Source organism: Sphingomonas aerolata (assembly GCF_023935825.1).
Lineage (GTDB): Bacteria > Pseudomonadota > Alphaproteobacteria > Sphingomonadales > Sphingomonadaceae > Sphingomonas > Sphingomonas aerolata.
In genome coordinates this window covers 3,238,932-3,260,776 of sequence record NZ_CP098762.1, presented here as the reverse complement: position 1 = coordinate 3,260,776, position 21,845 = coordinate 3,238,932, and the positions used below count along the sequence as shown (strand labels likewise).

The window sequence follows — 21,845 nt, the reverse complement described above, 5'->3', positions numbered from 1 at the left end:
GCTGTTCCGCGTGCTGTTGTCCGGGACAACTCCTCACCCAACCCTCTCCCCGGAGGGGAGAGGGCTAAGAGGGCCGCTATGAGTACCCAGACAGACTATTACGAACTGCTCGAGATCGAGCGGACCGCGGATGCGGGGACGATCAAGTCGTCCTACCGCAAGCTCGCGATGAAATATCACCCGGACAAGAATGCCGGTTGCAAGGATTCCGAGGCTCAGTTCAAGGCGGTCAGCGAGGCCTATGACTGCCTCAAGGATCCCCAGAAGCGTGCGGCCTATGATCGCTTCGGCCATGCCGCGTTCCAGAATGGCGGCGGCGGTCATGGCGGCGGCGCGCAGGATTTCGGCGGCTTCAGCGACATTTTCGAGAGCGTTTTCGGCGAATTCATGGGCGGCGCGCAGCGCGGCGGCGGTGGCCGATCGTCGGCACGTCGCGGCGCGGATTTGCGGTACGACATGGAAGTCAGCTTGGAAGAGGCGTTCCACGGCAAGGCGACCGAGATCACCGTCGACGTCTCGGCGGTGTGCGACACCTGCGACGGGTCGGGCGCGAAGGCCGGCACGCGGGCCAAGACCTGCCAGCATTGCGGCGGTCACGGCAAGGTCCGTGCACAGCAGGGCTTCTTCGTGGTCGAGCGCGCCTGCCCGGTCTGCAACGGCGCGGGTCAGGTGATCGCCGATCCATGCCCCGATTGCCGCGGCGAGGGCCGGGTCGAGAAGACCAAGACGCTCAGCATCAACGTGCCGCCCGGTGTCGATGAAGGCACGCGGATCCGGATGACGGGCGAGGGCGAGGCCGGCGCGCGCGGAGCACCGGCGGGTGACCTTTATATCTTCCTCCACGTCACCAAGCATAATCTGTTCGAGCGCGAAGGCACGACGCTGTTTGCGCGCGCACCGATCAGCTTCACGGTCGCCGCACTAGGCGGATCGCTGTCGATCCCCGGCCTCGACGGGCGCACGCATGAGGTGAAGATCCCGGCGGGCATCCAGTCGGGCAAGCAGCTCCGTCAGCGCGGTGCCGGCATGCCGGTGTTGCAGGGGCGTGGTCATGGCGATCTGGTCGTGCAGATCGACGTTGAGACTCCGACCCGCCTGTCGAACCGGCAGAAGGAACTGCTCGAGATGTTCCGCGAGACCGAGACCGGCGACGAATGCCCCGACAGTCAGGGATTCTTTGCCAAGCTGAAGGGCGTCTTCGCCGCGGAATAGGCAGTGCTGCTTGGCGCGCGTGACAGGGGGATAGTGTGGCGGCAATCGGTGTGACGTTTCTCGCTTGCTGGCTGCTGATGCTCGCGGCGCCCACGATCCCCCTGTCGCGGTCCCTCCGCGTGCTTCTGGTCGAGGCGCCGGTCAGGCGGGTGGCGCTGCTGACGCGCGGCGACGTCGCGGTCGGTCTGGTGCTGATTGCGGCAGCGTGCGTCATGATGTTCGCCGATGACGGCGACAGGGTCCGGGTTGCCATGATGGGCGCGCCCGACTTTGCGATCTGGCTGACGTCGTTCGAAGTGTCGGCGTATCTGGACGTCGCGATTGGGTTGATCGGCGCTGCGTCGAGCCTGCGGGTCCGAGGTTTGCCGGCGCGGCTGGCGGCGGTTCTACGACGTGAGCGGCCGGTAGGTGCAAACCGCCGTGCGATACGCGTGCGCAAACCCGATGCGCCTAGTGGCGCCAACGATGACGATCATCGACGGGGTTTAGCGCTAGAAGCCTGAAGACGGGAGCCTGCGACCCTAGCCGCGCCCCTCCTTGGAGGGGCGGGCGGGCCGATGGATCAGAGGGTGGAAATGACCACCCCGACCACCAGCGCTTGAGCCGCGATCGCCAGCATCGAGCTGGTCACGGTTTCGAACATGCGCATGGGTAGGTCTCCGATGCCGGAGTAATATCCGGCATCGGTGATATGGCGATAGTTGCGAGCTGTCGCAATTTTGTAACATGAAATCGTAATTGCGTTGCGTGCACTTTGGTGGGCTTGGCCTCTCCCCACCCGTCATCCTGACGAAAGTCAGGATCCAGAGTAACGCGGTGCGGCGCTGCTTGGCTCTGGATCCTGACTTTCGTCAGGATGACGGGGGGTTAGCCGAACGTCCGCTGTCAGGCCGCGCCGAACACCCGGGCGAAGATCGTGTCGACGTGCTTCAGGTGATAGCCAAGGTCGAATTTGTCCTCGAGCTCGGCATCGCTCAGCGTCACTTCCGGATCGGCCTTGAGCAGGTCGAGCAGCGAAAGTGCGCCGTCCGAATCCCACACCTTCATCGCGTTGCGCTGGACGAGGCGATAGGCGTCCTCGCGGCTCACCCCGGCCTGCGTCAGCGCGAGGAGGACGCGCTGCGAATGGACGAGACCGCCCATCTTGTTCAGATTCTTCTCCATTCGTGCCGGATAGACGACGAGCTTGTCCATCACCCCGGTGAGCCGCGCGAGCGCGAAGTCGAGCGTGATCGTCGCGTCGGGGCCGATATAGCGCTCGACCGACGAGTGCGAGATGTCGCGCTCATGCCACAGCGCGACATTCTCGAGCGCGGGGGTGACATAGCCGCGGACCATGCGCGCGAGGCCGGTGAGGTTCTCGGTCAGGACCGGGTTGCGCTTGTGCGGCATCGCCGACGAGCCCTTCTGGCCAGGCGAGAAATATTCCTCCGCCTCGAGCACTTCGGTGCGCTGGAGATGGCGGATCTCGGTCGCGAGCCGCTCGATCGAGCTGGCGATCACGCCCAATGTCGCGAAGAACATCGCATGGCGATCGCGCGGAATGACCTGGGTCGAGACGGGCTCGACCGACAGGCCGAGCTTGCCCGCGACATAGTCCTCGACGAACGGGTCGATGTTGGCGAACGTGCCGACTGCGCCCGAGATCGCGCAGGTCGCGACGTCGGCGCGCGCCGCCACCAGCCGTGCGCGGTTTCGCGCGAACTCGGCATGCGCCTGCGCCATCTTGAGGCCAAAGGTGACGGGCTCGGCGTGGATGCCGTGGCTGCGGCCGATCGTCGGCGTCATCTTGTGCTCGCGCGCGCGGCGTTCGAGCACGACCAGCAGCGCGTCGAGGTCGGCGATCAGGATATCGCTCGCCTTGGCCAGCTGGACCGCGAGGCAGGTGTCGAGGACGTCGGACGAGGTCATACCCTGGTGCATGAAGCGCGCCTCGGGGCCGACATGCTCGGCGACGTTGGTCAGGAACGCGATGACGTCATGCTTGGTCTCGCGCTCGATCTCGTCGATCCGGTCGACTTCGAACGCGCCCTTTTCCCAGATCGCGGCCGCGGCCTCTTTCGGCACGACGCCGAGTTCGGCGAGCGCGTCGGTGGCGTGCGCCTCGATTTCGAACCAGATCTTGAAACGCGCTTCAGGCGTCCAGATCGCGACCATGTCGGGGCGGGAATAGCGGGGGACCATCGGGATTTCCTGTGGCTGGGGAGAGGAGGCGCGACGCGCGCCCCGGCGGGACCCACGGCGGCGATCGCTCGCGCGGTAGCAGGCCGGACGGCAAGGTTCAAATCCAGCCCCGGGGCGATCGGGCGAGGCCAACGGAACCCTGCGCGGCAGTCATGCATTGGTATCGCCTACTATCCGAACGAACGACCTTCGCGACTGCAAAGTCGCCACCAAGGTCGCAGCAGGAGAGAAGACATGCTGAAATTTACTCTACTTATCGGTGCGATTGCGCTTGCGACGCCGACATCGGCTCAGACCATGCCCGGCGGGGCGCCCAAATCACCGGCGCAGCCCATGGCGCAGACGGAATCTTCGCTGCAGTCGCCGTCATCTTCGACGATGCAGGGCAATCCTGCGGGAGCGACTGCACAGCAGCCGGTGACGGGGGCGCAGGTGGCGCAGGTCGTCGATGCGGAATTTCCGGGATATGACAAGAATGGCGACAATCTGCTGAGCACGTCCGAATTTGGCGCCTGGATGGTCGCCTTGAAGACGCAGTCGGACCCGACGACGGTCGCGGCCGCGCCCGAGACGCGCAAATGGGTCGATGGTGCGTTCGCGCAGGCGGATGCCGACAAGAACAAGATGCTGACCAAGACCGAGCTGACCAGGTTCCTGACCCAGGCCGGCTGAACCACGCGCGGGAGGACCCTCGCGACCTCAAGGCCGCCGGCTGACCCCGGCGGCCTTCTCGTGTCATGCGTCCGTCAGATCAGTCCCTGCGCGCGGAGGCTTACGTGGCCGGCAGTGCCGATAATGATGTGGTCGTGCACGGCGACCCCCAGCCGTTTGCCCGCCTCCGCGATCGTGCGGGTGATCTCGATGTCCGCGCGACTGGGGGAGGGGTCGCCGCTGGGATGGTTGTGGACGAGAATGATCGAGGCCGAGCCGAGATCGATCGCGCGGCGGATCACCTCGCGGACATAGACCGCGGCCTGGTCGATCGAACCCTCGCTCATCACCTCGTCGCGGATCAGCATGTTGCGCGTGTTGAGATGCAGGACGCGGAACCGTTCGATGACGTGGTGGGCCATGTCCGCGCGCAGATAGTCGAGCAGCGCCTGCCAGTTGGCGAGCACCGGCCGCTCGCCGACGCGCGCCTGCAACAGCCGAAGCGCGGCGGCGTGCGCGATCTTGACCGCGGCGGTCGAAATCTCGCCCATGCCATCGACACGCGCGAGCGCCGCCGGATCGGCGGTCAGAACCCCGCCGATGCCCCCGAATTCGCGCATAAGGGCCTTGGCGAGCGCCTTGGTGTCGGCACGGGGAATCGCGACGGCGAGGAGATATTCGATCAGCTCGTGATCGAGCAGCGCCTCTCCGCCGCCCTCGAACAGCCGCTTGCGCAGCCGCGCCCGGTGTCCTTTGCGCTCGTCGACTATATCGTCTGCCCCCGCCATGGCCGGATGCTAGCACATCCAGCCGCAATTGCATGACGCCCCCGCTACCGCCTATGCAGGCCGGGAAAGCGTGACGGAGTAAGCGGTTGACCGAGACGAGCGAGACAGGGCCCGACCCTCGCCGTCACGCGCCGGCCCGCCGTCGCGGCGGACTTGCGCAGATTCGGCGAATCGTGCTGGTCGTAGCACTCCTGCTGCTCGCCCTGCTCATCGGAGTCTGGGTACTCCGCAAGCAGATCGCGACGGGCTTCATCGATCGCGAACTCGCGCGGGCCGAGGTGCCTGCGCGCTACGAGATCGCCGACCTGGCGCTTGGCGGGCAAAGGCTGACCAATGTCGTGCTCGGCGATCCGGCCGATCCCGATCTGGTCGCGGACTGGGTCGAGACGCGGACCGGGATCGGGCTGTCGGGCCCCTATCTGGAGGCGGTGCGTGCGGGGCGGGTGCGGCTACGTGGGCGGCTGGTCGACGGACGGTTGTCGCTGGGGGCGATCGACCGCCTTCTGCCCGCACCCTCGGGCAAGCCGTTCGCGCTGCCCGCGCTCGACGCGACCGTCGACGATGCGCGGATGCGGCTGGAGACGCCTTACGGGCTGGTTGGGTTGAAACTCACCGGGACGGGGAAGCTCGATAACGGTTTCAGGGGTTCGCTCGCTGCGGTCAGCGATCGGCTGAGCGTCGGCGGCTGTACGGGCGACCGCCTCGCCGCGACGGTCCGCGTGCGGATCGATGCGGCGAAACCGATCCTGAAGGGCCCCGTGCGGCTGGGGCGGCTGGCGTGCGGCGATTCGCGCGCGGACAGCGTCGTCGCGACGCTCGACCTGACGCTCGGTGCGGCGCTCGATCGCTGGCAGGGGCGGGCCGCGCTGGCGACCGGACCGGCCGTCCTGCCCGGAGCGACGTTCGCCGCGGCCAAGGGTGTTGTCGACTTTACCGGCACTTCTGCGGGAACCGCGGGCAAGGCGGACCTTGCCGCGGAGGCCGTCCGGACGGCCGAGGGCCGCGCCCGCCGCGTGGCGATCGCGGGATCCTACCGGCTCGGCGCGACGATCGCGTTCGAGGGCCGCGTTCGCGCGGCGGGTGCCGCGATCGCCCCACGCCGGCTTGCCGGGGTGGAGGCGTTGCAGGGATCGGCAGCTGGGTCGCCGGTCGCGCCCCTCATGGACGCAGCGGTGCAGGCCGTGACGCGGGCCGCAAAGGGCTTTGCCGCCGATGCGGTGATCGCCGTTCAGCAGCGCGGCGGGCGCGGCGAGGCCGTGCTGTCACGCCTCGCGCTCGCATCGGCGAGCGGCGCGAGGATCTCGCTTGATGGCGGGGAGGGGCTCCGGTTCGCATGGCCTGGACGCGGTGCGTCTGGCGGAGGCGTCACGCTCGATACGACTCTTGCGACGCGGGGTGGCGGGTTGCCCGAGGCGCGCATCGCGCTCGCCCAGGCCCGGCCGGGTGCGCCCGTCCGCGGCGTCGCGGCGGTCGCGCCTTATGTCGTGGACGGCGCGCGGCTGGTGGTGACCCCGGTACGGTTCAGCGCGACGCCCGGCGGGGCGACCGCGATCACGACGCGAGTGACACTCGACGGTCCGATCGGCAGCGGCGGCAAGGACCGGGTCGAAGGCCTGTCGATGCCGATCTTTGCCCGCTGGGATGGGAAGACGCGGCTCGTCGTCAACCCTGGCTGCACGCCGCTCGCGGTGCGACGGCTGGCGGTGTCGGGACTGGTGCTCGACCCTGCGCGGCTGTCGCTATGCCCGATCGACGGAGCGCTGGTGCAGACCGATCGCGGACGTCTGCGCGGCGGTGCGCGGATCGCCGCGGCCGCGCTGTCGGGGCGGCTGGGGCGGACGTCGCTGACGCTGAACGCGAGCGGAGCGACGCTGCGGCTGGCCGACCGGGGCTTTGCGATCGACGGCGTGCAGACCCGGATCGGCGCGCCCGAGCGGGTCACGCGGCTGGACTTCGCGACGATCACCGGGCGGATGACGGCGCAGGGAATCGCGGGCGCGTTCACCGGCGGGGCAGGGCAGATCGGCAATGTGCCGCTGCTGCTGAACGAGGCGGCGGGCGACTGGACGCTGATCGGCGGTGCGCTGGCGCTCAACGGCACGATGGGTGTCAGCGACGCCGCCGCCACCGCGCGGTTCAAGCCGGTCGCGGCGCGCGGCGTGATGCTGTCGCTGGTCGGCGGCACGATCACCGCGGCGGGAACGCTGTTCGAACCGGTCAGCAGCACCAAGGTCGCCGACGTCACGCTCGTCCACGCGCTGAGCACGGGCATCGGCCGCGCCGACCTGCTGGTGCCGGGGATCGTGTTCGCCAAGGACGCGCTGCAACCCGAGGCGCTGACGCCATTGACGTTCGGCGTGATCGCCGACGTCAATGGATCGGTCAGCGGCGACGGACACATCGCGTGGACCCCTGACGGCGTGACGAGCACCGGGGTGTTCCGGACCGCGGGCACCGACCTTGCCGCCGCGTTCGGCCCGGTGACCGGGATCGCGACCGAGATCCGCTTCACCGACCTGCTCAATCTCCAAAGCGCACCGGGGCAGGTCGCGACGATCCGCACGCTCAACCCCGGCATCCCGGTCAGCGACGGGACGATCCGCTATCAGACCCTGCCGGGTGCGCGTGTGCGGGTCGAGGGCGGGGCGTGGCCGTTTGCGGGCGGATCGCTGACGCTCGACCCGACGCTGCTGGATTTCTCCGCGCAGAGCGAGCGGCGGATGACGTTCCACATCGCCAACATGGCCGCGGACCAGTTCCTGCAGCAGTTCGATTTCAAGAATCTCGACGCGACGGGAATCTTCGACGGCGTGCTGCCGATGATCTTCGACGAGACGGGCGGTCGGATCGAGGGCGGCGACCTGCGCGTCCGGCCGGGCGGCGGGACGCTCGCCTATGTCGGCGATCTCAGCCAGAAGGATCTCGGCATCTGGGCGAACATCGCGTTCCAGGCGCTCAAGTCGTTACGCTACCAGTCGCTCCGCGTCGGCATGAACGGGCCGCTCGCGGGCGAGATGGTGACCGACGTGCGCTTTGCCGGGATCAGCCAGGGCGAGGGGGCGAAGTCGAACTTCATCGTCCGCCGGCTGCAGAAGCTGCCCTTCGTGTTCAACATCCGGATCAAGGCGCCGTTTCGCGGGCTGCTCGATTCGGCGCAGAGCTTCTATGATCCGAAGCGGCTGATCGAACGCAACCTGCCCGCGCTGATCCAGCAGCAGTCCGCGCCGCCATCCCCCGGGCCTGCCGTCCCCGCAGCCCCATCCATTCAGCCCGCCGAAAGCAGGATCGTGCCATGACCGAAACAGGATTGAACAAGCTGGAGCAAAGACCGATCTTGTACATGATGAGGACGATCGTCTTTCTGGTCACGACCGCCGCCGCCCTGCCGGGCTGCATCAACGTGTCGGCGCCGGACAAGCCGATCGAGATCAACCTCAACATCAATGTGACGCAGGAAGTGGTCTATCGTCTCGATGGCGAGGCGAAATCGCTGATCCAGCAGAATCCGGGGATATTCTGAGATGAAGATCAAGGCTTTGACGATGATCGCGGCGGTGGCGGTGCTTGGCGGCCTGTCGGTCGCCGCGTCGGCGCAGCGTGACCCCGCCTATGCCGCGGCGCGCGCGGGCGGCGAGGTCGGCGAGCAGCCCGACGGCTATCTCGGGCTGGTCGGCGCGGCGAGCGGCGACCTGCGCGCGCTGGTCAACAGCATCAACATCCAGCGCAAGTCCGCCTATACCGCCAAGGCGCAGGCGAGCGGCGCGACGGTCGAGCAGCTGGCGTTCACCAGCGGTTGCAACCTGATCGCGGGGACCAATTCGGGCGAGAAGTACAAGACGCCGGGTGGTGTGTGGAAGACGCGCACCGCCGCCGCGCCGGAGCGTGATTCGCGCTGTGTCTGAGCATGCTGTCCTGAATGCCATTCGTCATCCTGGGTTCGACCCAGGATCCAGCGCCACACATGGTCCGCCTGCGGCTCTGGATCCTGGCTTTCGTCAGGATGACGGATGGGAGAGGGCGTAACGCGCCGCGCAGTCACCACATTGATGACGATACTGTCACACCGGTTGACTTGGCCCCCCCCCTTTTCTAAACGGACCGCGCCTTGGCGGGATCGCTCGTCGCTGCGTATATCTCCCCGGTGTCGTATCAGGTGGAGAGCATGTCGTGGCGGAGATCGAACCCGGACAGGACCCCTACGGTGTTGAAGATCCGCGACTTTCCGCGCTCGATGAGCGATTGAGGGAGGTCAAGGCTCGGGAGACGCTGAAAAAGGGGCAGGGAGGACCAGATGCCGAGCGGGGTTACTCGCAGGGCAATCGGGTCATCTCCGCCCTGATCGGGAGTCTCGTCGGCAGTGCGCTGATCGGATGGTTGATAGACCATTGGGTCGGCACTGGGCCTTGGGGTCTGATCGTGTTGCTGTTCCTCGGAATTGCGGTTGCGTTCAGGCAAATCATTCGAATTTCAGGCGAACGCCCGGAGTAGCCGGGCGTTTGTCGTTTCAAGACGGCAGGGATTCCACGTGGCGGCAGAACAGGGCGGCAAGATCGATCCGATGCACCAGTTCCTGATCGAGCCGGCGTTCGGCTCGCACTGGATCGTAGGTGGTTACGACCTGTCCTTCACCAATTCCGCGATGTGGATGGTGGTGACTCTGGTCGCACTTTGGGCCTTCATGATCGGCGGGATGAAGCGCGAGCTCGTCCCCGGTCGCTGGCAGGCCGCGGTCGAGGGCTTTACGGGCTTCATCTCGGGTATGCTCGAGCAGAATGTCGGGCCCGGCGGCAAGCGCTTCATCCCTTACGTCTTCTCGCTGTTCATGTTCATCCTGTTCGCGAACATCATCGGCCTGATGCCGTTCGGTATCGTGCCGGGTGTTCACCCGTTCACCGTGACCAGCCACATGACCGTCACCGGCGTGCTGGCGCTGATCAGCTTTGCGATCGTCCTGATCGTCGGCTTCGGCAAGCATGGCTTCCACTTCTTCTCGCTGTTCGTGCCGAGCGGCACGCCCGCGCTGATGATCCCGCTGATCTTCGTCGTCGAGCTGATGTCGTTCCTGGTGCGTCCGTTCTCGCTGGGTCTGCGACTGTTCGTCGCGATGACGGCGGGGCATATCCTGCTCAAGGTGCTGGCGGCGTTCGTGATCAACGGCATCAACCTGGGCGGCGTTTATATCGGCCTGGTGACTGCGCCGAGCATGCTGCTGATGATCGGCATCACGCTGCTCGAGCTGCTGGTCGCCGCGATCCAGGCCTATGTGTTCGCGCTGCTGACGTCGGTCTATCTGAACGACGCGGTCAACCTTCACTAAGTTTTCTTTCGAACCACTACTGATTTTCCAAGGGAGTTTTAACATGGACGTCAACGCAGCAAAGATGATCGGTGCCGGCCTCGCAGCGATCGGCATGGGCCTCGCCGCACTCGGCGTGGGTAACGTCTTCGCCCAGTTCCTCGCCGGCGCGCTGCGCAATCCGGGCGCTGCCGACAGCCAGCAGGGCCGTCTGTTCATCGGCTTCGCGGCTGCCGAGCTTCTCGGTCTGCTCGCATTCGTCACGATGATCATCCTGGTGTTCGTCGCCTAACATGCGCTGATCTGGCCGGGCGATATCCCGTCCGGCCGTATCACGAAGGACTGCCATGCCCCAGATTGCCCAGATAGCCGCCACCTACGCTTCACAGATCTTCTGGCTGCTCCTCACCTTCGGGATCCTGTATTTCGGGATCGGCAAGGGGCTGGTGCCTAAGATCGTGTCGACCGTGGACGCGCGTGAAGGCCGAATCGCGGGCGATCTGGCAGCGGCAGTCGCTGCACGGGCGCAGGCCGATACGGTCCAGGCGACCTGGCAGGCCGAAATGGATGCGGCCCGCGTCGCGGCACAGGCCGAGACCGCGGCCGCAGCCAAGCGGGCGGCAATGGCCTTCGAGCAGCAGGTCCATGCGGCCGATGCCGACATCGCCGAGCGTCTGGGTCATCACGATCTCGCCGTGGCGAATGCGAAGGCGCAGGCCCTCGCCAATCTTCAGAATGTCGCAGCCGAAGCGGCACAGCAACTGGCCGACAAGGTTGCCGGACTTCAGGTGAGCCTGGACTCGGCGAGCGATGCGGTACGCAGGACGATGGCTCATGGCTAATACCCCCGCCGCCAACCCGGACGCACCGGCCAAGGTGATCTCGGCCGAGGGCATGGCGCCCGAAGGCTCGATCGACAATCAGGGGTTGCAGGGTCACACCGTCGCGCCTGGGACCGTCGAGCATGTCGTCGATCCGACCGCGCTCGGCGTCAACTCGACCGGCTGGGTCGCGATCGCGATGATCATCGTTCTGGCGCTGATGGTGTGGAAGAAGGTCCCCGGCATGATCGGGCGGTCGCTCGACGCCAAGATCGCCGGGATCCGCATACAACTCGACGAGGCCAAGGCGCTGCGCGCCGAGGCCGAGGCGATCCGCGCGGAGTATGAGGCCAAGGCCAAGACCGCGCATCTCGAAGCCGAGGCGATGAAGGCGCATGCGCATACCGAAGCCGCGGCGATCATCGCCAAGGCCAAGGCGGGTGCCGAGGACCTGATGACGCGTCGCGCGAAGATGGCCGAGGACAAGATCGCCGCCGCCGAGCGCGCCGCGATCGCCGAGGTCCGTGCGCGGGCCGCTGACGCCGCTGCCAAGGCAGCCGGTATCCTGATCGCCGAGCATCACGATGCCGCCGCCGACCGCGCGATGGTCGATCGGTCGATCTCGGGGCTTAGCCGCCTGAACTAATCGTCTGTTCCCCCGCGAAAGCGGGGGGCAGGTTCTCACGACACAGCGCCCGCAACCCTGGACCACCGCTTCGACGGGGGAACGTTCGTTCGCTTGGCGCCTTTTTCGTTTTTCACAGGCGGCCGTCTCTTCCCGGGTTTCCGGCGGCTGCGTCTCCAATCTGAGCCCGTTGGAGATACCCTTATGTCCTGGCTCATCCTCGGCGTCGCCGTGATCACTGAAATCACCTGGGCGCTCAGCCTCAAATGGGCAGCGACCGTTGCCACGTGGCAGGCGTCTTCGGTTCCGATCGTGCTGAGCTTCGTCAACATGGGCCTGCTCGCGCTCGCGATGCGCGGTTTGCCGGCGGGGACGGCGTATGCAATCTGGACCGGCGCTGGGGCGATCGGCGTGATCATCGGTGGCGTGATCCTGTTCGGCGATAAGGTCAGCGGCGTGCAGGCATGCTTCATGGCGCTGACCGTTGTTGGCATCGTCGGCACCAAGGTGTTTGCGCAGGCCTGATCGTCTGCCGTTGCCCGCAGGGCATGAAGAAGACTGTTCACGCGAAGGCGCGATGGCGCGAAGAGAAGGGAGATTGGTTCGCGCAGAGGCGCAGAGGCGCAGAGGCGCAGAGAGCGCGGAGGCGTGGCGCTTGGGATGGATCTTCCGACTGCCACACGGGCCATGAGCCTCCGGCGGTTCGAGGACAGATGCCAACCCTAATCGCTTCGTCTCTCAGCGTCCTCTGCGCCTCTGCGCGAAAATTACCTTCTCTTCGTGCCATCGCGCCTTCGCGTGAACATCAATGTCCTCGGCTGGCATAACACCCTCCGACTCCCTAGATTCCCCGACGATGTCCTCCCCCAATTCCCCCGACCGTTTCAACGAAGACAAATCCACCTTCGCCGTCCGCGGCGGCGGCGAGGCGCCCGATCTTGCGGCGGGCGTCGCGGCGATCCGCAATGTGCTCGACACGCTGCCGATCCGCCCCGGCGTCTACCGGATGCAGGATGCGCGCGGCGACGTGCTCTATGTCGGCAAGGCGCGGGCACTCAGGAACCGGGTCGCCAACTATGTCCAGGTCGAACGCCTGACCAAGCGGCTGCAGCGGATGGTGTCGCAGACCCGGTCGATGACGATCGTCACGACCAACAACGAGGCCGAGGCGCTGCTGCTCGAATCGCAGCTCATCAAGCGCTATCGCCCTGCGTACAATGTGCTGCTGCGCGACGATAAGAGCTTCCCCTTCATCCTGCTGCGCGACGACCATGACTTTCCGCGCGTCCAGAAGCATCGCGGCGCCCGGCGTGCGAAGGGTAATTACTACGGCCCGTTCGCTAGTGCCGGATCGGTCAACAATACGCTCAACGCGCTTCAGAAGCTGTTCCTGTTGCGCAGCTGCACCGACAGCTTCTTCAAGACGCGCGACCGGCCGTGCCTGCTCTACCAGATCAAGCGCTGCTCCGCGCCGTGCGTCGGCCGCATCGACGAGGGCGCGTACAAGGAACTGGTCGAGGATGCGAAGAGCTTCCTCGCGGGCAAGTCGACCGGCGTGCAGGCCAAGCTCGGTGCGCAGATGCAGGCGGCGGCCGAGAATATGGACTTCGAACTCGCCGCGCTGCTGCGCGACCGGTTGAAGGCGCTGACCTTCATCCAGGGCACGCAGGCGATCAACGCGGAAGGGGTGGGCGACGCCGACATCTTCGCGATGGCGTGCAAGGACGGGCTGATCGGCATCCAGGCGTTCTTCATCCGCGGCGGCCAGAATTGGGGGCATCGCAGCTTCTTCCCGCAGCACACCAACGACGTGCCCGAGGACGAGGTGCTCACCAGCTTCCTCGGCCAGTTCTACGAGGACGTGCCGCCCGCACGCCAGATCCTGCTCGACCGCGAGCTTCCCGAAGGCGCGCTGCTGGTCGAGGCGCTGGGCGAGCGCGCGGGCTACAAGGTTGCGGTGCAGGTGCCGCAGCGCGGCGATCGCCGTCGCTTGATGGATCAGGCCAAGCGCAATGCGGTCGAGGCGATCGAGCGACGTCAGGCCGAGTCGACGACTCAGGCCAAGCTGCTGCGCGAGGTCGCCGACCTGTTCGACCTGGCCGAGCCGCCGCAGCGGATCGAGATCTACGACAACAGCCATATCCAGGGCACTGCCGCGACCGGCGCGATGGTGGTCGCCGGCCCCGAAGGCCTCCGCAAGGGACAGTATCGCAAGTTCAACATCAAGAACAAGGAGACCATCCCGGGCGACGATTTCGGGATGATGCGCGAGGTCTTCACCCGGCGGTTTGCGCGCGCGCAGGCCGAGGATCCCGACCGCGACTCGGGCGAATGGCCCGACCTGGTGCTGATCGACGGCGGCAAGGGGCAGCTGAACACGGTGAAGGCCGCGCTCGAGGAAATCGGCGTCGAGGACGTGTGCCTCGTCGGGATCGCCAAGGGGCCGCAGCATGGCCGTGACGGGCGCGAGGTGTTCCACATGCTCGACGGCCGCGAATTCCAGCTGCCCGTCAACGCGCCGGTGCTGTTCTACCTCCAGAGGCTGCGCGACGAGGTCCACCGTTTCGCGATCGGCGTCCACCGCGACAAGCGCAGCAAGGCGATCGGTGCGAGCCCGCTCGACGAGGTCCCCGGCATCGGCCCCGCGCGCAAGAAGGCGCTGCTGATGCATTTCGGCACCGGCCGCGCGGTACGCAATGCCAGCCTGCAGGATCTGCAGCAGGCGCCGGGCGTGTCCGCAACGGTCGCACAGCAGGTGTACGACTTTTACCATTCAAGATAATTTAGTTTAATAATGTTGATCAATCTTCAGCTGGGGCCGATAGATTGCGGAGGTCGGGTCACGCCTGTCTCGTAGGCGGAAACCTTATCTTCACCACGGGACACTAGGCCAGTGACGTGACCACGGCAGTTTTCCTGACGATCGACACCGAATTTGCCTGGCGGCACCACCGCGAGGGGCTTTGTAGCGATGCGATCTACCACCGGTCGGTCGAGCCCGCGGGGGTCGGGATCAGCTATCAGCTCGACAAGCTGGCGCGGTACGGGCTGAAGGCCTGTTTCTTCGTCGACCCGATGCCCGCGCTGACCTTCGGGATCGAGCCGGTCCGGCGGATGGTCGCGACGATCCTCGACGCGGGGCAGGAGGTTCAGCTGCATCTCCATCCCGCCTGGACCGCCGCAATTGCCCGGGACCGCGGCGCGAATCACGCGAAGTTCGACCTGTCCGACTATCCGCTGGCCGAACAATACGCGCTGATCCTGCAAGCCACCGAACTGCTGATCGACGCGGGTGCGCCCGACCCGATCGCATTTCGCGCGGGCAGCTATGCCGCGAACGACGATACGCTCGCCGCGCTCGCCGCGCTGGGCTTCGCCTATGACAGCAGCCATAATGGCGCGGCGGCGTGCGATGCGAGCAGGATCTCGCTGTCGCCGCGTCAGATCGCGCCGGTCGCCGCGCAGGGCCTGATCGAGATCCCGGTGACCGTGATCGAGGATCGGCCGGGTCAGTTGCGCACGTTGCAGCTCTGCGCCCTGTCCGCGAACGAAAGCCGCGATGCGCTCGAGCACGCCGCGGCCCGGGGGCATGTCGCCGCGACGATCGTCAGCCATGGTTTCGAGCTGGCGAATCGGCAGGGCACGCGCGCGAACGCCGTCCATGTCCGCCGGTTTGAGGCGCTGTGCGCGACGCTGGCGGAGCTGCGCACCGACTTGCCGACCCGGCATTTCCGCGATCGCCCGCCGCTGGCCCTTGGCCAGTACGACCGGCCGCTGGCGCGCGATCCGATCCGGCGGGGCCTGCGCCAGGCCGAGCAGCTCTGGTCGAACTGGGTCGAAGAACGCGCCTGATGACTGCGGTCAGCGTCCGCCTGAAGTTCCAGCTCGGCGCGCGCACGCTGGCGACGATCCCGCGCCGGCTGGTGCGCGTCGCGCTGTCGCTGGATGACGTGCTGGCGGGCGAAACGCCGATGCTGCCCGCGCTGCCGGCTCAGGCCGACGGCTATGTGGTCACCTCGTTGCCCGCGAACCGGGTGGACGCGCTGAACACGCATGGCCTGCTGACCGTCGTCCGGCAGCGTTATGTCCGGTATCACGCAGACCTGCGGATCGGCGAGGCGGCATGGCTCGCGACGCTGTCGGGCAGTGCGCGGTCGGGGTTGAAGCGCAAGGCGAAGCGGCTGGCGGCGCTGTCGGGCGGCACGCTCGACATCCGTGCCTATCGGACCCCCGCCGAGATCGCGGTGTTTTATCCGCTGGCGCGGGCGGTGTCGGCGACGACCTATCAGGAGCGGCTGCTGGGATCGGGGCTGCCCGATGGCGAGGCGGCGCAGCAGGGTTTCGAGGCGCTGGCCGCGGCGGACCGGGTGCGGGCCTGGCTGCTGTTCGTCGAGGGCCGGCCGATCGCCTATCTCTGCTGTACCGCGCAGGGCGGGACGCTGCGCTATGATCATGTCGGGCATGACCCGGCCGAGAACGCGCTGTCGCCGGGTACGGTGTTGCAGGTCGAGGCGATGCGGCAGCTGTTCGACGACCGCTTCGTCTGGTTCGACTTCACCGAGGGGGAGGGGCAGCACAAGCGGCAGTTCGCCACCGCGGGGACGGCGTGCGTCGATCTGCTGCTGTTGCGGCTGACGCTGGCGAACCGCGCGACGGTGGCCGCGCTGGGGGCATTCGATGGCGCGGCGGGCTGGGCGAAGCGGACGCTGTCGCATCCGCGACTCGCGCGCATGATGCGCGGGATCCGGCGCTGAGCGCGCCTGACCGGGGATCTGGATCAAACAGAGTTTTCGAGGCTCCCGTTCGTCACGGCGCACGCGTAAGAACGGGCGATGCATCTCCGCGCGTCCGCCATCGTCGTCGCCGTTCGCCAGCATGGCGAGCATGGCGCGATCGTGCGGGCATTGACGCGCGAAGACGGCGTGCAGCCGGGCTATGTGCGCGGCGGACGGTCGCGCGCGATGCGGCCGGTGCTGCTCGCGGCGAACGTGATCCAGGGCGAATGGCGCGCGCGGACCGGTGACCAGCTCGCCGCGCTGACCGCCGAGTTGATCCACAGCCGCGCTACGCTGCACGGTGAGCCACTTGCGGCAGGCGCGCTCGAATGGGCGACAGCGCTGGCCGCGGTCGCGCTGCCGGAGGCGCAGCCTTATCCGCATATCCATGATGCGCTCGACGGCGTCCTCGGCGCGATCGAGGCGGCGCCTTCGGCCCGAGGTTGGGCGGCGGCGTTGGTGCGGTACGAACTGCTGCTGCTCGCTGAGCTCGGTTTCGGTCTCGATCTCGACCAGTGCGTCGCGAGTGGTGCGCTCGACGACCTCGCATTCGTCAGCCCGCGGAGCGGGGCGGCGGTGTCGCGCGGTGCGGCGCAGGGCTATGAGGCCAAGCTGTTGCCGCTGCCCACGTTTCTCACCGCCGGGGGCGAGGCGGGGTGGCCGGACATCTTCGACGGACTGCGGCTGACCGAGCATTTCCTGACGCGCGATGTTCTGGTCGAACGCCGCGCCGAACCGCTCGCAGCGCGGGCTCGCCTCGTCGATCGGCTCAAAAGGGCGGTTGCGTGAGCGCGGCTTGCCCGGCAAGGGCGGCGGCGGAGGAACGCACATGCCCTTGATCGCGATACTGGCCGGCGACGGCATCGGACCCGAAGTGACTGCCGAGGCGCGCCGCGTGCTCGACCGGCTCGACCTCGATCTGAGCTTCGACGAGGCGCTGGTAGGTGGTGCGGCGTACAAGGCGGCGGGGCATCCGCTGCCGCCCGAGACGCTGGCGCTCGCGCGGCGCGCGGACGCCGTGCTGTTCGGTGCGGTCGGCGACCCCGATTGCGATCGGCTCGAACGGCATTTGCGACCAGAACAGGCGATCCTGGGCTTGCGCAAGGAGCTGGGGCTGTTCGCCAATTTGCGTCCGGCCAAGCTGTTCGCGGGGCTGGAGGATGCGTCGTCGCTGCGGCCGGAGATCGCACGCACGATCGATATGGTGATCGTCCGCGAGCTGACCGGCGACGTGTATTTCGGCGCCAAGGGCATCCGGACGACGGCCGAGGGCCTGCGCGAAGGCCATGACGAGATGCGTTACGACGAGGCGGAGATCGCCCGGATCGCGCGTGTCGGGTTCGAGACCGCGCGTACCCGCAAGAGCAAGCTGCTATCGGTCGACAAGGCCAATGTCTTGGAGACGTCGCAGTTGTGGCGCGACGTCGTGATCGAGGTCTCGGCGGACTATCCTGACGTCGCGCTCAGCCACATGTATGTCGACAACGCGGCGATGCAGCTCGTGCGCGATCCCGGCCAGTTCGACGTCGTCGTCACGGGCAATCTGTTCGGCGATATCCTGTCCGATCAGGCGTCGATGTGCGCGGGGTCGATCGGCATGCTGCCGTCCGCCGCGCTCGATGGTCGGGGCCATGGGCTGTACGAACCGATCCACGGCAGCGCGCCCGACATTGCCGGGCAGGGCAAGGCGAACCCCTGTGCAGCGATCCTGTCCGCGGCGATGATGCTGCGGCATTCGCTCGACAAGGCCGAGGCGGCCGACCGGATCGAGGCGGCGGTGGCTGCGGCGATCCTGGGCGGCGCGCGGACCCCTGACCTCGGCGGCATGCTGACGACGCGCGCGATGGGCGACGCGGTGATCGCATCGCTCGGGTGAGTCCGGTCGAGCTGGACGCGGTGCGGGGCGCGGGGGCGGACACGCTCGAGATCGCGGTCGTCATCCCGACGTTCAACGAAAAGGCGAACGTCGCCGCACTGATCGCCAAGCTCGACCAGGCACTGGCGGGGCGGCGCTGGGAAGCGATCTTCGTCGACGACGACAGCCCGGACGGCACCGCCGAGGCGGCGCGCGTGCTCGGGCGCAGCGACACGCGCGTCCGCGTGATCCAGCGGATCGGCCGGCGCGGGCTGTCCTCGGCCTGTATCGAGGGGCTGTGCGCGACCGCCGCGCCCGTCGTCGCGGTGATCGACGGCGATCTGCAGCATGACGAGACGCTGTTGCCGAAGATGCTCGACCTGTTGCAGGCCGGCGAGCACGACGTCGTGATCGGATCGCGCTTCGTCAGCGGCGGCGGAACCGGCGACTGGGATCGCGACCGCGTCGCCAAGTCCGCGCTCGCCACACGGCTGTCGCGGCGCGTGCTCAAGGCGGATCTGAGCGATCCGATGAGCGGCTTCTTCGCGATCCGTACCGACGTCGCGCGCGCGCTTGCGCCCAGACTGTCGGCGATCGGGTTCAAGATCCTGCTCGACCTGCTGACCGCCGCGCCCGAGCCGCTGCGGTTCGCCGAGCTGCCCTATACCTTCCGCTGCCGGACCGAAGGGGAGAGCAAGCTCGATCACGTCGTCGCGCTGGAATATCTGATCGCGCTGTACGACCGGATGTTCGGGCGGTTCGTGCCGGTGCGGTTCGCGATGTTCTCGGCGATCGGCGTGCTCGGCATCGGCGTGCATATGACGGTGCTCAGCGCGCTGTTCCTCGGGATCGGGACGTCATTCCTGATCGGGCAGATCGGCGCAACGCTGGCCGCGCTGACGATGAACTTCTTCCTGAACAACGCGCTGACCTATCGCGACCGGCGGCTGAAGGGGTGGCGGCAGCTCGCCGATGGCTGGGTATCGTTCGCGCTGATCTGTTCGGTTGGCGCGATCGCCAATGTCGGGATCGCGGCGTTTATGCACGACGTGCGCAACGACGCCTGGGCGGTGTCGGCGATGATCGGCGTGCTGGTCGGCGCGGTGTGGAATTATGCGCTGTCATCCAGGTTTACCTGGGGGCGCTACTAGCGCACGCGACCCTCCGCGGGGGTTGTCATCACCGCCCGCCCCCGGCAAAGCGTCGCTATGAAGCGCAAGACCGGCCAAGATCGTTCGATCACCCAGAACTGGCGTCCGCAGACGCAGGCCATCCGCGGCGGCACCGCCCGCAGCGAATATGGCGAAACGTCGGAAGCCCTCTTCCTCACCTCGGGCTATTGCTACGACAAAGCCGGTGACGCCGCGGCGCGCTTTGCCGGCGAGCAGGACGGGATGACCTACTCCCGGCTCCAGAACCCGACGGTGCAGATGCTCGAGGAGCGGATCGCGCTGCTCGAGGGGGCCGAGGCATGCCGGTCGATGGCGACGGGCATGGCCGCGATGACCGCGGCGCTGTTGTGCCAATTGCAGAGCGGCGACCATCTGGTCGGCGGCCGCGCGGCGTTCGGGTCGTGCCGCTGGCTGACCGATACGCTGCTCCCCAAGTTCGGGATCGCCACGACGATCGTCGATGCGCGCGACCCGCAGGCGTTTCTCGACGCGGTCCGGCCCGAGACCAAGGTCTTCTTCTTCGAGACGCCCGCCAATCCGACGATGGACATTGTCGACCTGAAGGCGGTGTGCGACATCGCGCGCGAGCGCGGCATTACGACTGTCGTCGACAATGCGTTCGCGACGCCGGCGTTGCAGCGGCCGATGCAGTTCGGTGCGGACGTGATCGCGTACAGCGCGACCAAGATGATGGACGGGCAGGGCCGCGTGCTCGCCGGCGCGGTATGCGGGACCGAGGATTTCATCACCAACACGCTGCTGCCCTTCACGCGCAACACCGGGCCGACGCTGTCGCCGTTCAATGCGTGGGTCGTGCTCAAGGGGCTCGAGACGCTCGATCTGCGTATCCGTCGCCAGTCTGAGAATGCGCAGAAGGTCGGCGCGTTTCTGGAAGCGCGCGTGCCGCGCATCCTGCATCCGGGCCTCGCCAGCCATCCGCAGCACGAGCTCGCGATGAGTCAGATGGACGCGTGCGGCCCGATCTTCGCGTTCGAGGTCGAGGGGCGCGAACAGGCACATGGCCTGCTCGATGCGCTGGAACTCGTCGATATCTCGAACAATATCGGCGATTCGCGGTCGCTGATGACGCATCCCGCCTCGACCACGCACGCCAGCGTCTCGCCCGACAAGCAGGCGGAGATGGGCGTGACCGAGGGGCTGTTGCGGCTCAATGTCGGGCTTGAGGACGTGCGCGACGTGATCGACGATCTCGACCGGGCATTGGGCAAGGTCGGGCTGTGAAGGCGCTGTTCCCCAGTGCGGCGACGACGCGCGGGGTGACGGTGCGCGTCTCGGTCAGCTATCTGCCCGAACAGTCCGAGCCGCAGCGCGGGCGCTGGTTCTGGGCCTATCATATCCGGCTGGAAAATGACGGGCCCGGCGCGGTCCAGCTGCTGACGCGACACTGGATTATCACCGACGGGCATGGCGCGCGCCACACTGTCGAGGGTGAGGGTGTCGTCGGCGAACAGCCGCTGATCGAGCAGGGCGCGAGCTTCGACTATGTCTCGGGCTGCCCGCTGGCGACGCCGACGGGGGCGATGCGCGGATCCTACCGGATGGTCGATGACACCGGTGCGGTGTTCGAGGTGGCGATCCCGCATTTCTCGCTCAGTGCGCCGGCGGTGATTTCGTGAAGCGCACGCACCTGCCGCTGAACGGGCTGCGCGTACTCGATGCGGCGGCGCGGCATCTCTCGTTCACGCGCGCCGCCGACGAGCTCGCGGTCACCCCCGCCGCGGTCGGGCAGCAGATCCGCGCGCTCGAGGACACGCTGGGCGTCGTGCTTTTCCGGCGTACTACGCGCGGACTCGAGCTGACGCCCGAGGCCGAGGCGGGGCTCGGGCCGTTGCGCAACGGCTTCCTCCAGTTCGAGGAAGCGGTCCGCGCGATGCAGGCGGGGCAGACGTCCAAGTCGCTGACGATCGCGGCACCGCGCGACCTGACCGAGAAATGGCTGATGCCGCGCCTCGCCGAGATCGCGGCCGCCGACCCCGATCTGCGCTTCGTCCTGATCACTGCGGACGAGACGGTCGACTTCACCGAGGCCAATCTCGACCTTGCGATCCGCTGGGGCGATGGCCCGGGCGAGAATGAGGGCGAGGCGCTCGAATCCGAAGGGCTCGTCACGATCGCGGCGACCGGCAGCGCGTCCGAGGCGATCATCGCCTGGCCCGGCGCGCCCGCGCTCGATCCGGCGGCGGGGGATGCCACGGCACTGGTCCGCGTCGGTGATGCAGGGTTGGCGATCGATGCGGCGGCGGCGGGGCTCGGGCGGGCGACCGTGCCCGAACTGCTGGCGCGACGCGTGCTCGATGCGGGGCTGGTCCGGATCATCGGCGACGCGCAGCCGTCGCGCGGCGGCTATTGGCTCGTCGCGCCGCTGCCGCAGTGGCGTCAGAAGAAAGTGCGTGCGCTCGTCGACGCCCTGATCGCTTGAGGCGTCGCGCGCTGCCCCATCCGGTG

Annotated in this window: 23 protein-coding genes; 21 read left to right on the top strand and 2 right to left on the bottom strand. The window is 67.3% G+C overall.

The window, feature by feature from the left end; genetic code table 11:
* The first annotated feature begins 78 nt into the window (after positions 1-78).
* Positions 79-1,212 carry a molecular chaperone DnaJ gene (dnaJ, locus tag NEF64_RS14925; protein ID WP_056405336.1) on the top strand — a complete coding sequence of 378 codons (1,134 nt, stop codon included), beginning with the start codon at positions 79-81 and terminating at the stop codon, positions 1,210-1,212.
* Positions 1,213-1,247: 35 nt separating this feature from the next.
* Positions 1,248-1,715, top strand: coding sequence for a hypothetical protein (locus NEF64_RS14920; protein WP_156360228.1), 468 nt, complete (start codon positions 1,248-1,250; stop codon positions 1,713-1,715).
* A gap of 382 nt (positions 1,716-2,097) precedes the next feature.
* Here the strand turns inward: NEF64_RS14920 and purB are convergent, their stop codons facing one another.
* A complete protein-coding gene (gene purB, locus NEF64_RS14915) occupies positions 2,098-3,396 on the bottom strand; it encodes an adenylosuccinate lyase (protein WP_031441496.1) in 1,299 nt (432 codons plus the stop codon).
* Positions 3,397-3,630: 234 nt separating this feature from the next.
* On the opposite strand from purB, the gene NEF64_RS14910 reads away from it, so the two are divergent.
* Complete coding sequence (locus tag NEF64_RS14910) at positions 3,631-4,068, top strand: EF-hand domain-containing protein (protein WP_156360229.1); 438 nt, start codon at positions 3,631-3,633, stop codon at positions 4,066-4,068.
* Between the two features lie 74 nt (positions 4,069-4,142).
* Here the strand turns inward: NEF64_RS14910 and radC are convergent, their stop codons facing one another.
* Positions 4,143-4,835 (bottom strand): RadC family protein, encoded by a 693-nt coding sequence (radC, locus tag NEF64_RS14905; protein ID WP_056405340.1) that lies wholly within the window; start codon positions 4,833-4,835, stop codon positions 4,143-4,145.
* Positions 4,836-5,008: 173 nt separating this feature from the next.
* On the opposite strand from radC, the gene NEF64_RS14900 reads away from it, so the two are divergent.
* From NEF64_RS14900 to NEF64_RS14815, 18 genes are all read left to right on the top strand, one after another.
* Positions 5,009-8,131 carry an intermembrane phospholipid transport YdbH family protein gene (locus tag NEF64_RS14900; RefSeq protein WP_252574094.1) on the top strand — a complete coding sequence of 1,041 codons (3,123 nt, stop codon included), beginning with the start codon at positions 5,009-5,011 and terminating at the stop codon, positions 8,129-8,131.
* 44 nt (positions 8,132-8,175) lie between these two features.
* Positions 8,176-8,355 carry a YnbE family lipoprotein gene (locus NEF64_RS14895; RefSeq protein ID WP_056405341.1) on the top strand — a complete coding sequence of 60 codons (180 nt, stop codon included), beginning with the start codon at positions 8,176-8,178 and terminating at the stop codon, positions 8,353-8,355.
* Between the two features lies 1 nt (position 8,356).
* Positions 8,357-8,737 carry a YdbL family probable chaperone protein gene (locus NEF64_RS14890; RefSeq protein WP_252574091.1) on the top strand — a complete coding sequence of 127 codons (381 nt, stop codon included), beginning with the start codon at positions 8,357-8,359 and terminating at the stop codon, positions 8,735-8,737.
* Positions 8,738-9,002: 265 nt separating this feature from the next.
* Complete coding sequence (locus tag NEF64_RS14885; protein ID WP_031394298.1) at positions 9,003-9,323, top strand: AtpZ/AtpI family protein; 321 nt, start codon at positions 9,003-9,005, stop codon at positions 9,321-9,323.
* Positions 9,324-9,393: 70 nt separating this feature from the next.
* Positions 9,394-10,152, top strand: a complete 759-nt coding sequence (locus NEF64_RS14880) for a F0F1 ATP synthase subunit A (RefSeq protein WP_031394299.1) — start codon at positions 9,394-9,396, stop codon at positions 10,150-10,152.
* Between the two features lie 43 nt (positions 10,153-10,195).
* Positions 10,196-10,423 carry a F0F1 ATP synthase subunit C gene (locus NEF64_RS14875; RefSeq protein WP_031394300.1) on the top strand — a complete coding sequence of 76 codons (228 nt, stop codon included), beginning with the start codon at positions 10,196-10,198 and terminating at the stop codon, positions 10,421-10,423.
* A 55-nt stretch (positions 10,424-10,478) separates the two neighbouring features.
* Entirely contained in the window at positions 10,479-10,973 is a 495-nt protein-coding gene (locus NEF64_RS14870) for a F0F1 ATP synthase subunit B family protein (protein ID WP_056405345.1), read from the top strand.
* Positions 10,966-11,598 carry a F0F1 ATP synthase subunit B family protein gene (locus NEF64_RS14865; RefSeq protein ID WP_082446522.1) on the top strand — a complete coding sequence of 211 codons (633 nt, stop codon included), beginning with the start codon at positions 10,966-10,968 and terminating at the stop codon, positions 11,596-11,598. The genes NEF64_RS14870 and NEF64_RS14865 overlap by 8 nt, the downstream gene beginning before the upstream one ends.
* A gap of 183 nt (positions 11,599-11,781) precedes the next feature.
* Positions 11,782-12,102, top strand: a complete 321-nt coding sequence (locus NEF64_RS14860) for a DMT family transporter (RefSeq protein ID WP_056405346.1) — start codon at positions 11,782-11,784, stop codon at positions 12,100-12,102.
* A 331-nt stretch (positions 12,103-12,433) separates the two neighbouring features.
* Complete coding sequence (gene uvrC, locus NEF64_RS14855) at positions 12,434-14,359, top strand: excinuclease ABC subunit UvrC (RefSeq protein ID WP_056405348.1); 1,926 nt, start codon at positions 12,434-12,436, stop codon at positions 14,357-14,359.
* A gap of 116 nt (positions 14,360-14,475) precedes the next feature.
* Positions 14,476-15,429: a polysaccharide deacetylase family protein gene (locus NEF64_RS14850; RefSeq protein WP_056405350.1), complete on the top strand. Its 954-nt coding sequence runs from the start codon at positions 14,476-14,478 to the stop codon at positions 15,427-15,429.
* On the top strand, positions 15,429-16,331 hold the full coding sequence (locus NEF64_RS14845; protein ID WP_082446524.1) for a GNAT family N-acetyltransferase: 903 nt from the start codon (positions 15,429-15,431) through the stop codon (positions 16,329-16,331). Before NEF64_RS14850 ends, NEF64_RS14845 begins: the two co-directional genes overlap by 1 nt.
* Before the next feature lie 78 nt (positions 16,332-16,409).
* The gene (gene recO / locus NEF64_RS14840; protein WP_056405352.1) at positions 16,410-17,141 is read left to right on the top strand and encodes a DNA repair protein RecO; all 732 of its coding nucleotides are present in this window, start codon (positions 16,410-16,412) and stop codon (positions 17,139-17,141) included.
* Between the two features lie 40 nt (positions 17,142-17,181).
* The gene (gene leuB / locus NEF64_RS14835; RefSeq protein WP_056405658.1) at positions 17,182-18,228 is read left to right on the top strand and encodes a 3-isopropylmalate dehydrogenase; all 1,047 of its coding nucleotides are present in this window, start codon (positions 17,182-17,184) and stop codon (positions 18,226-18,228) included.
* Complete coding sequence (locus tag NEF64_RS14830; protein WP_235516275.1) at positions 18,225-19,358, top strand: glycosyltransferase family 2 protein; 1,134 nt, start codon at positions 18,225-18,227, stop codon at positions 19,356-19,358. Before leuB ends, NEF64_RS14830 begins: the two co-directional genes overlap by 4 nt.
* A gap of 57 nt (positions 19,359-19,415) precedes the next feature.
* Positions 19,416-20,621: a trans-sulfuration enzyme family protein gene (locus NEF64_RS14825; protein ID WP_056405354.1), complete on the top strand. Its 1,206-nt coding sequence runs from the start codon at positions 19,416-19,418 to the stop codon at positions 20,619-20,621.
* Positions 20,618-21,016 (top strand): Co2+/Mg2+ efflux protein ApaG, encoded by a 399-nt coding sequence (gene apaG, locus NEF64_RS14820; protein WP_031393907.1) that lies wholly within the window; start codon positions 20,618-20,620, stop codon positions 21,014-21,016. Before NEF64_RS14825 ends, apaG begins: the two co-directional genes overlap by 4 nt.
* Positions 21,013-21,819 (top strand): LysR family transcriptional regulator, encoded by an 807-nt coding sequence (locus NEF64_RS14815; RefSeq protein ID WP_056405355.1) that lies wholly within the window; start codon positions 21,013-21,015, stop codon positions 21,817-21,819. Before apaG ends, NEF64_RS14815 begins: the two co-directional genes overlap by 4 nt.
* Positions 21,820-21,845 lie beyond the last annotated feature (26 nt).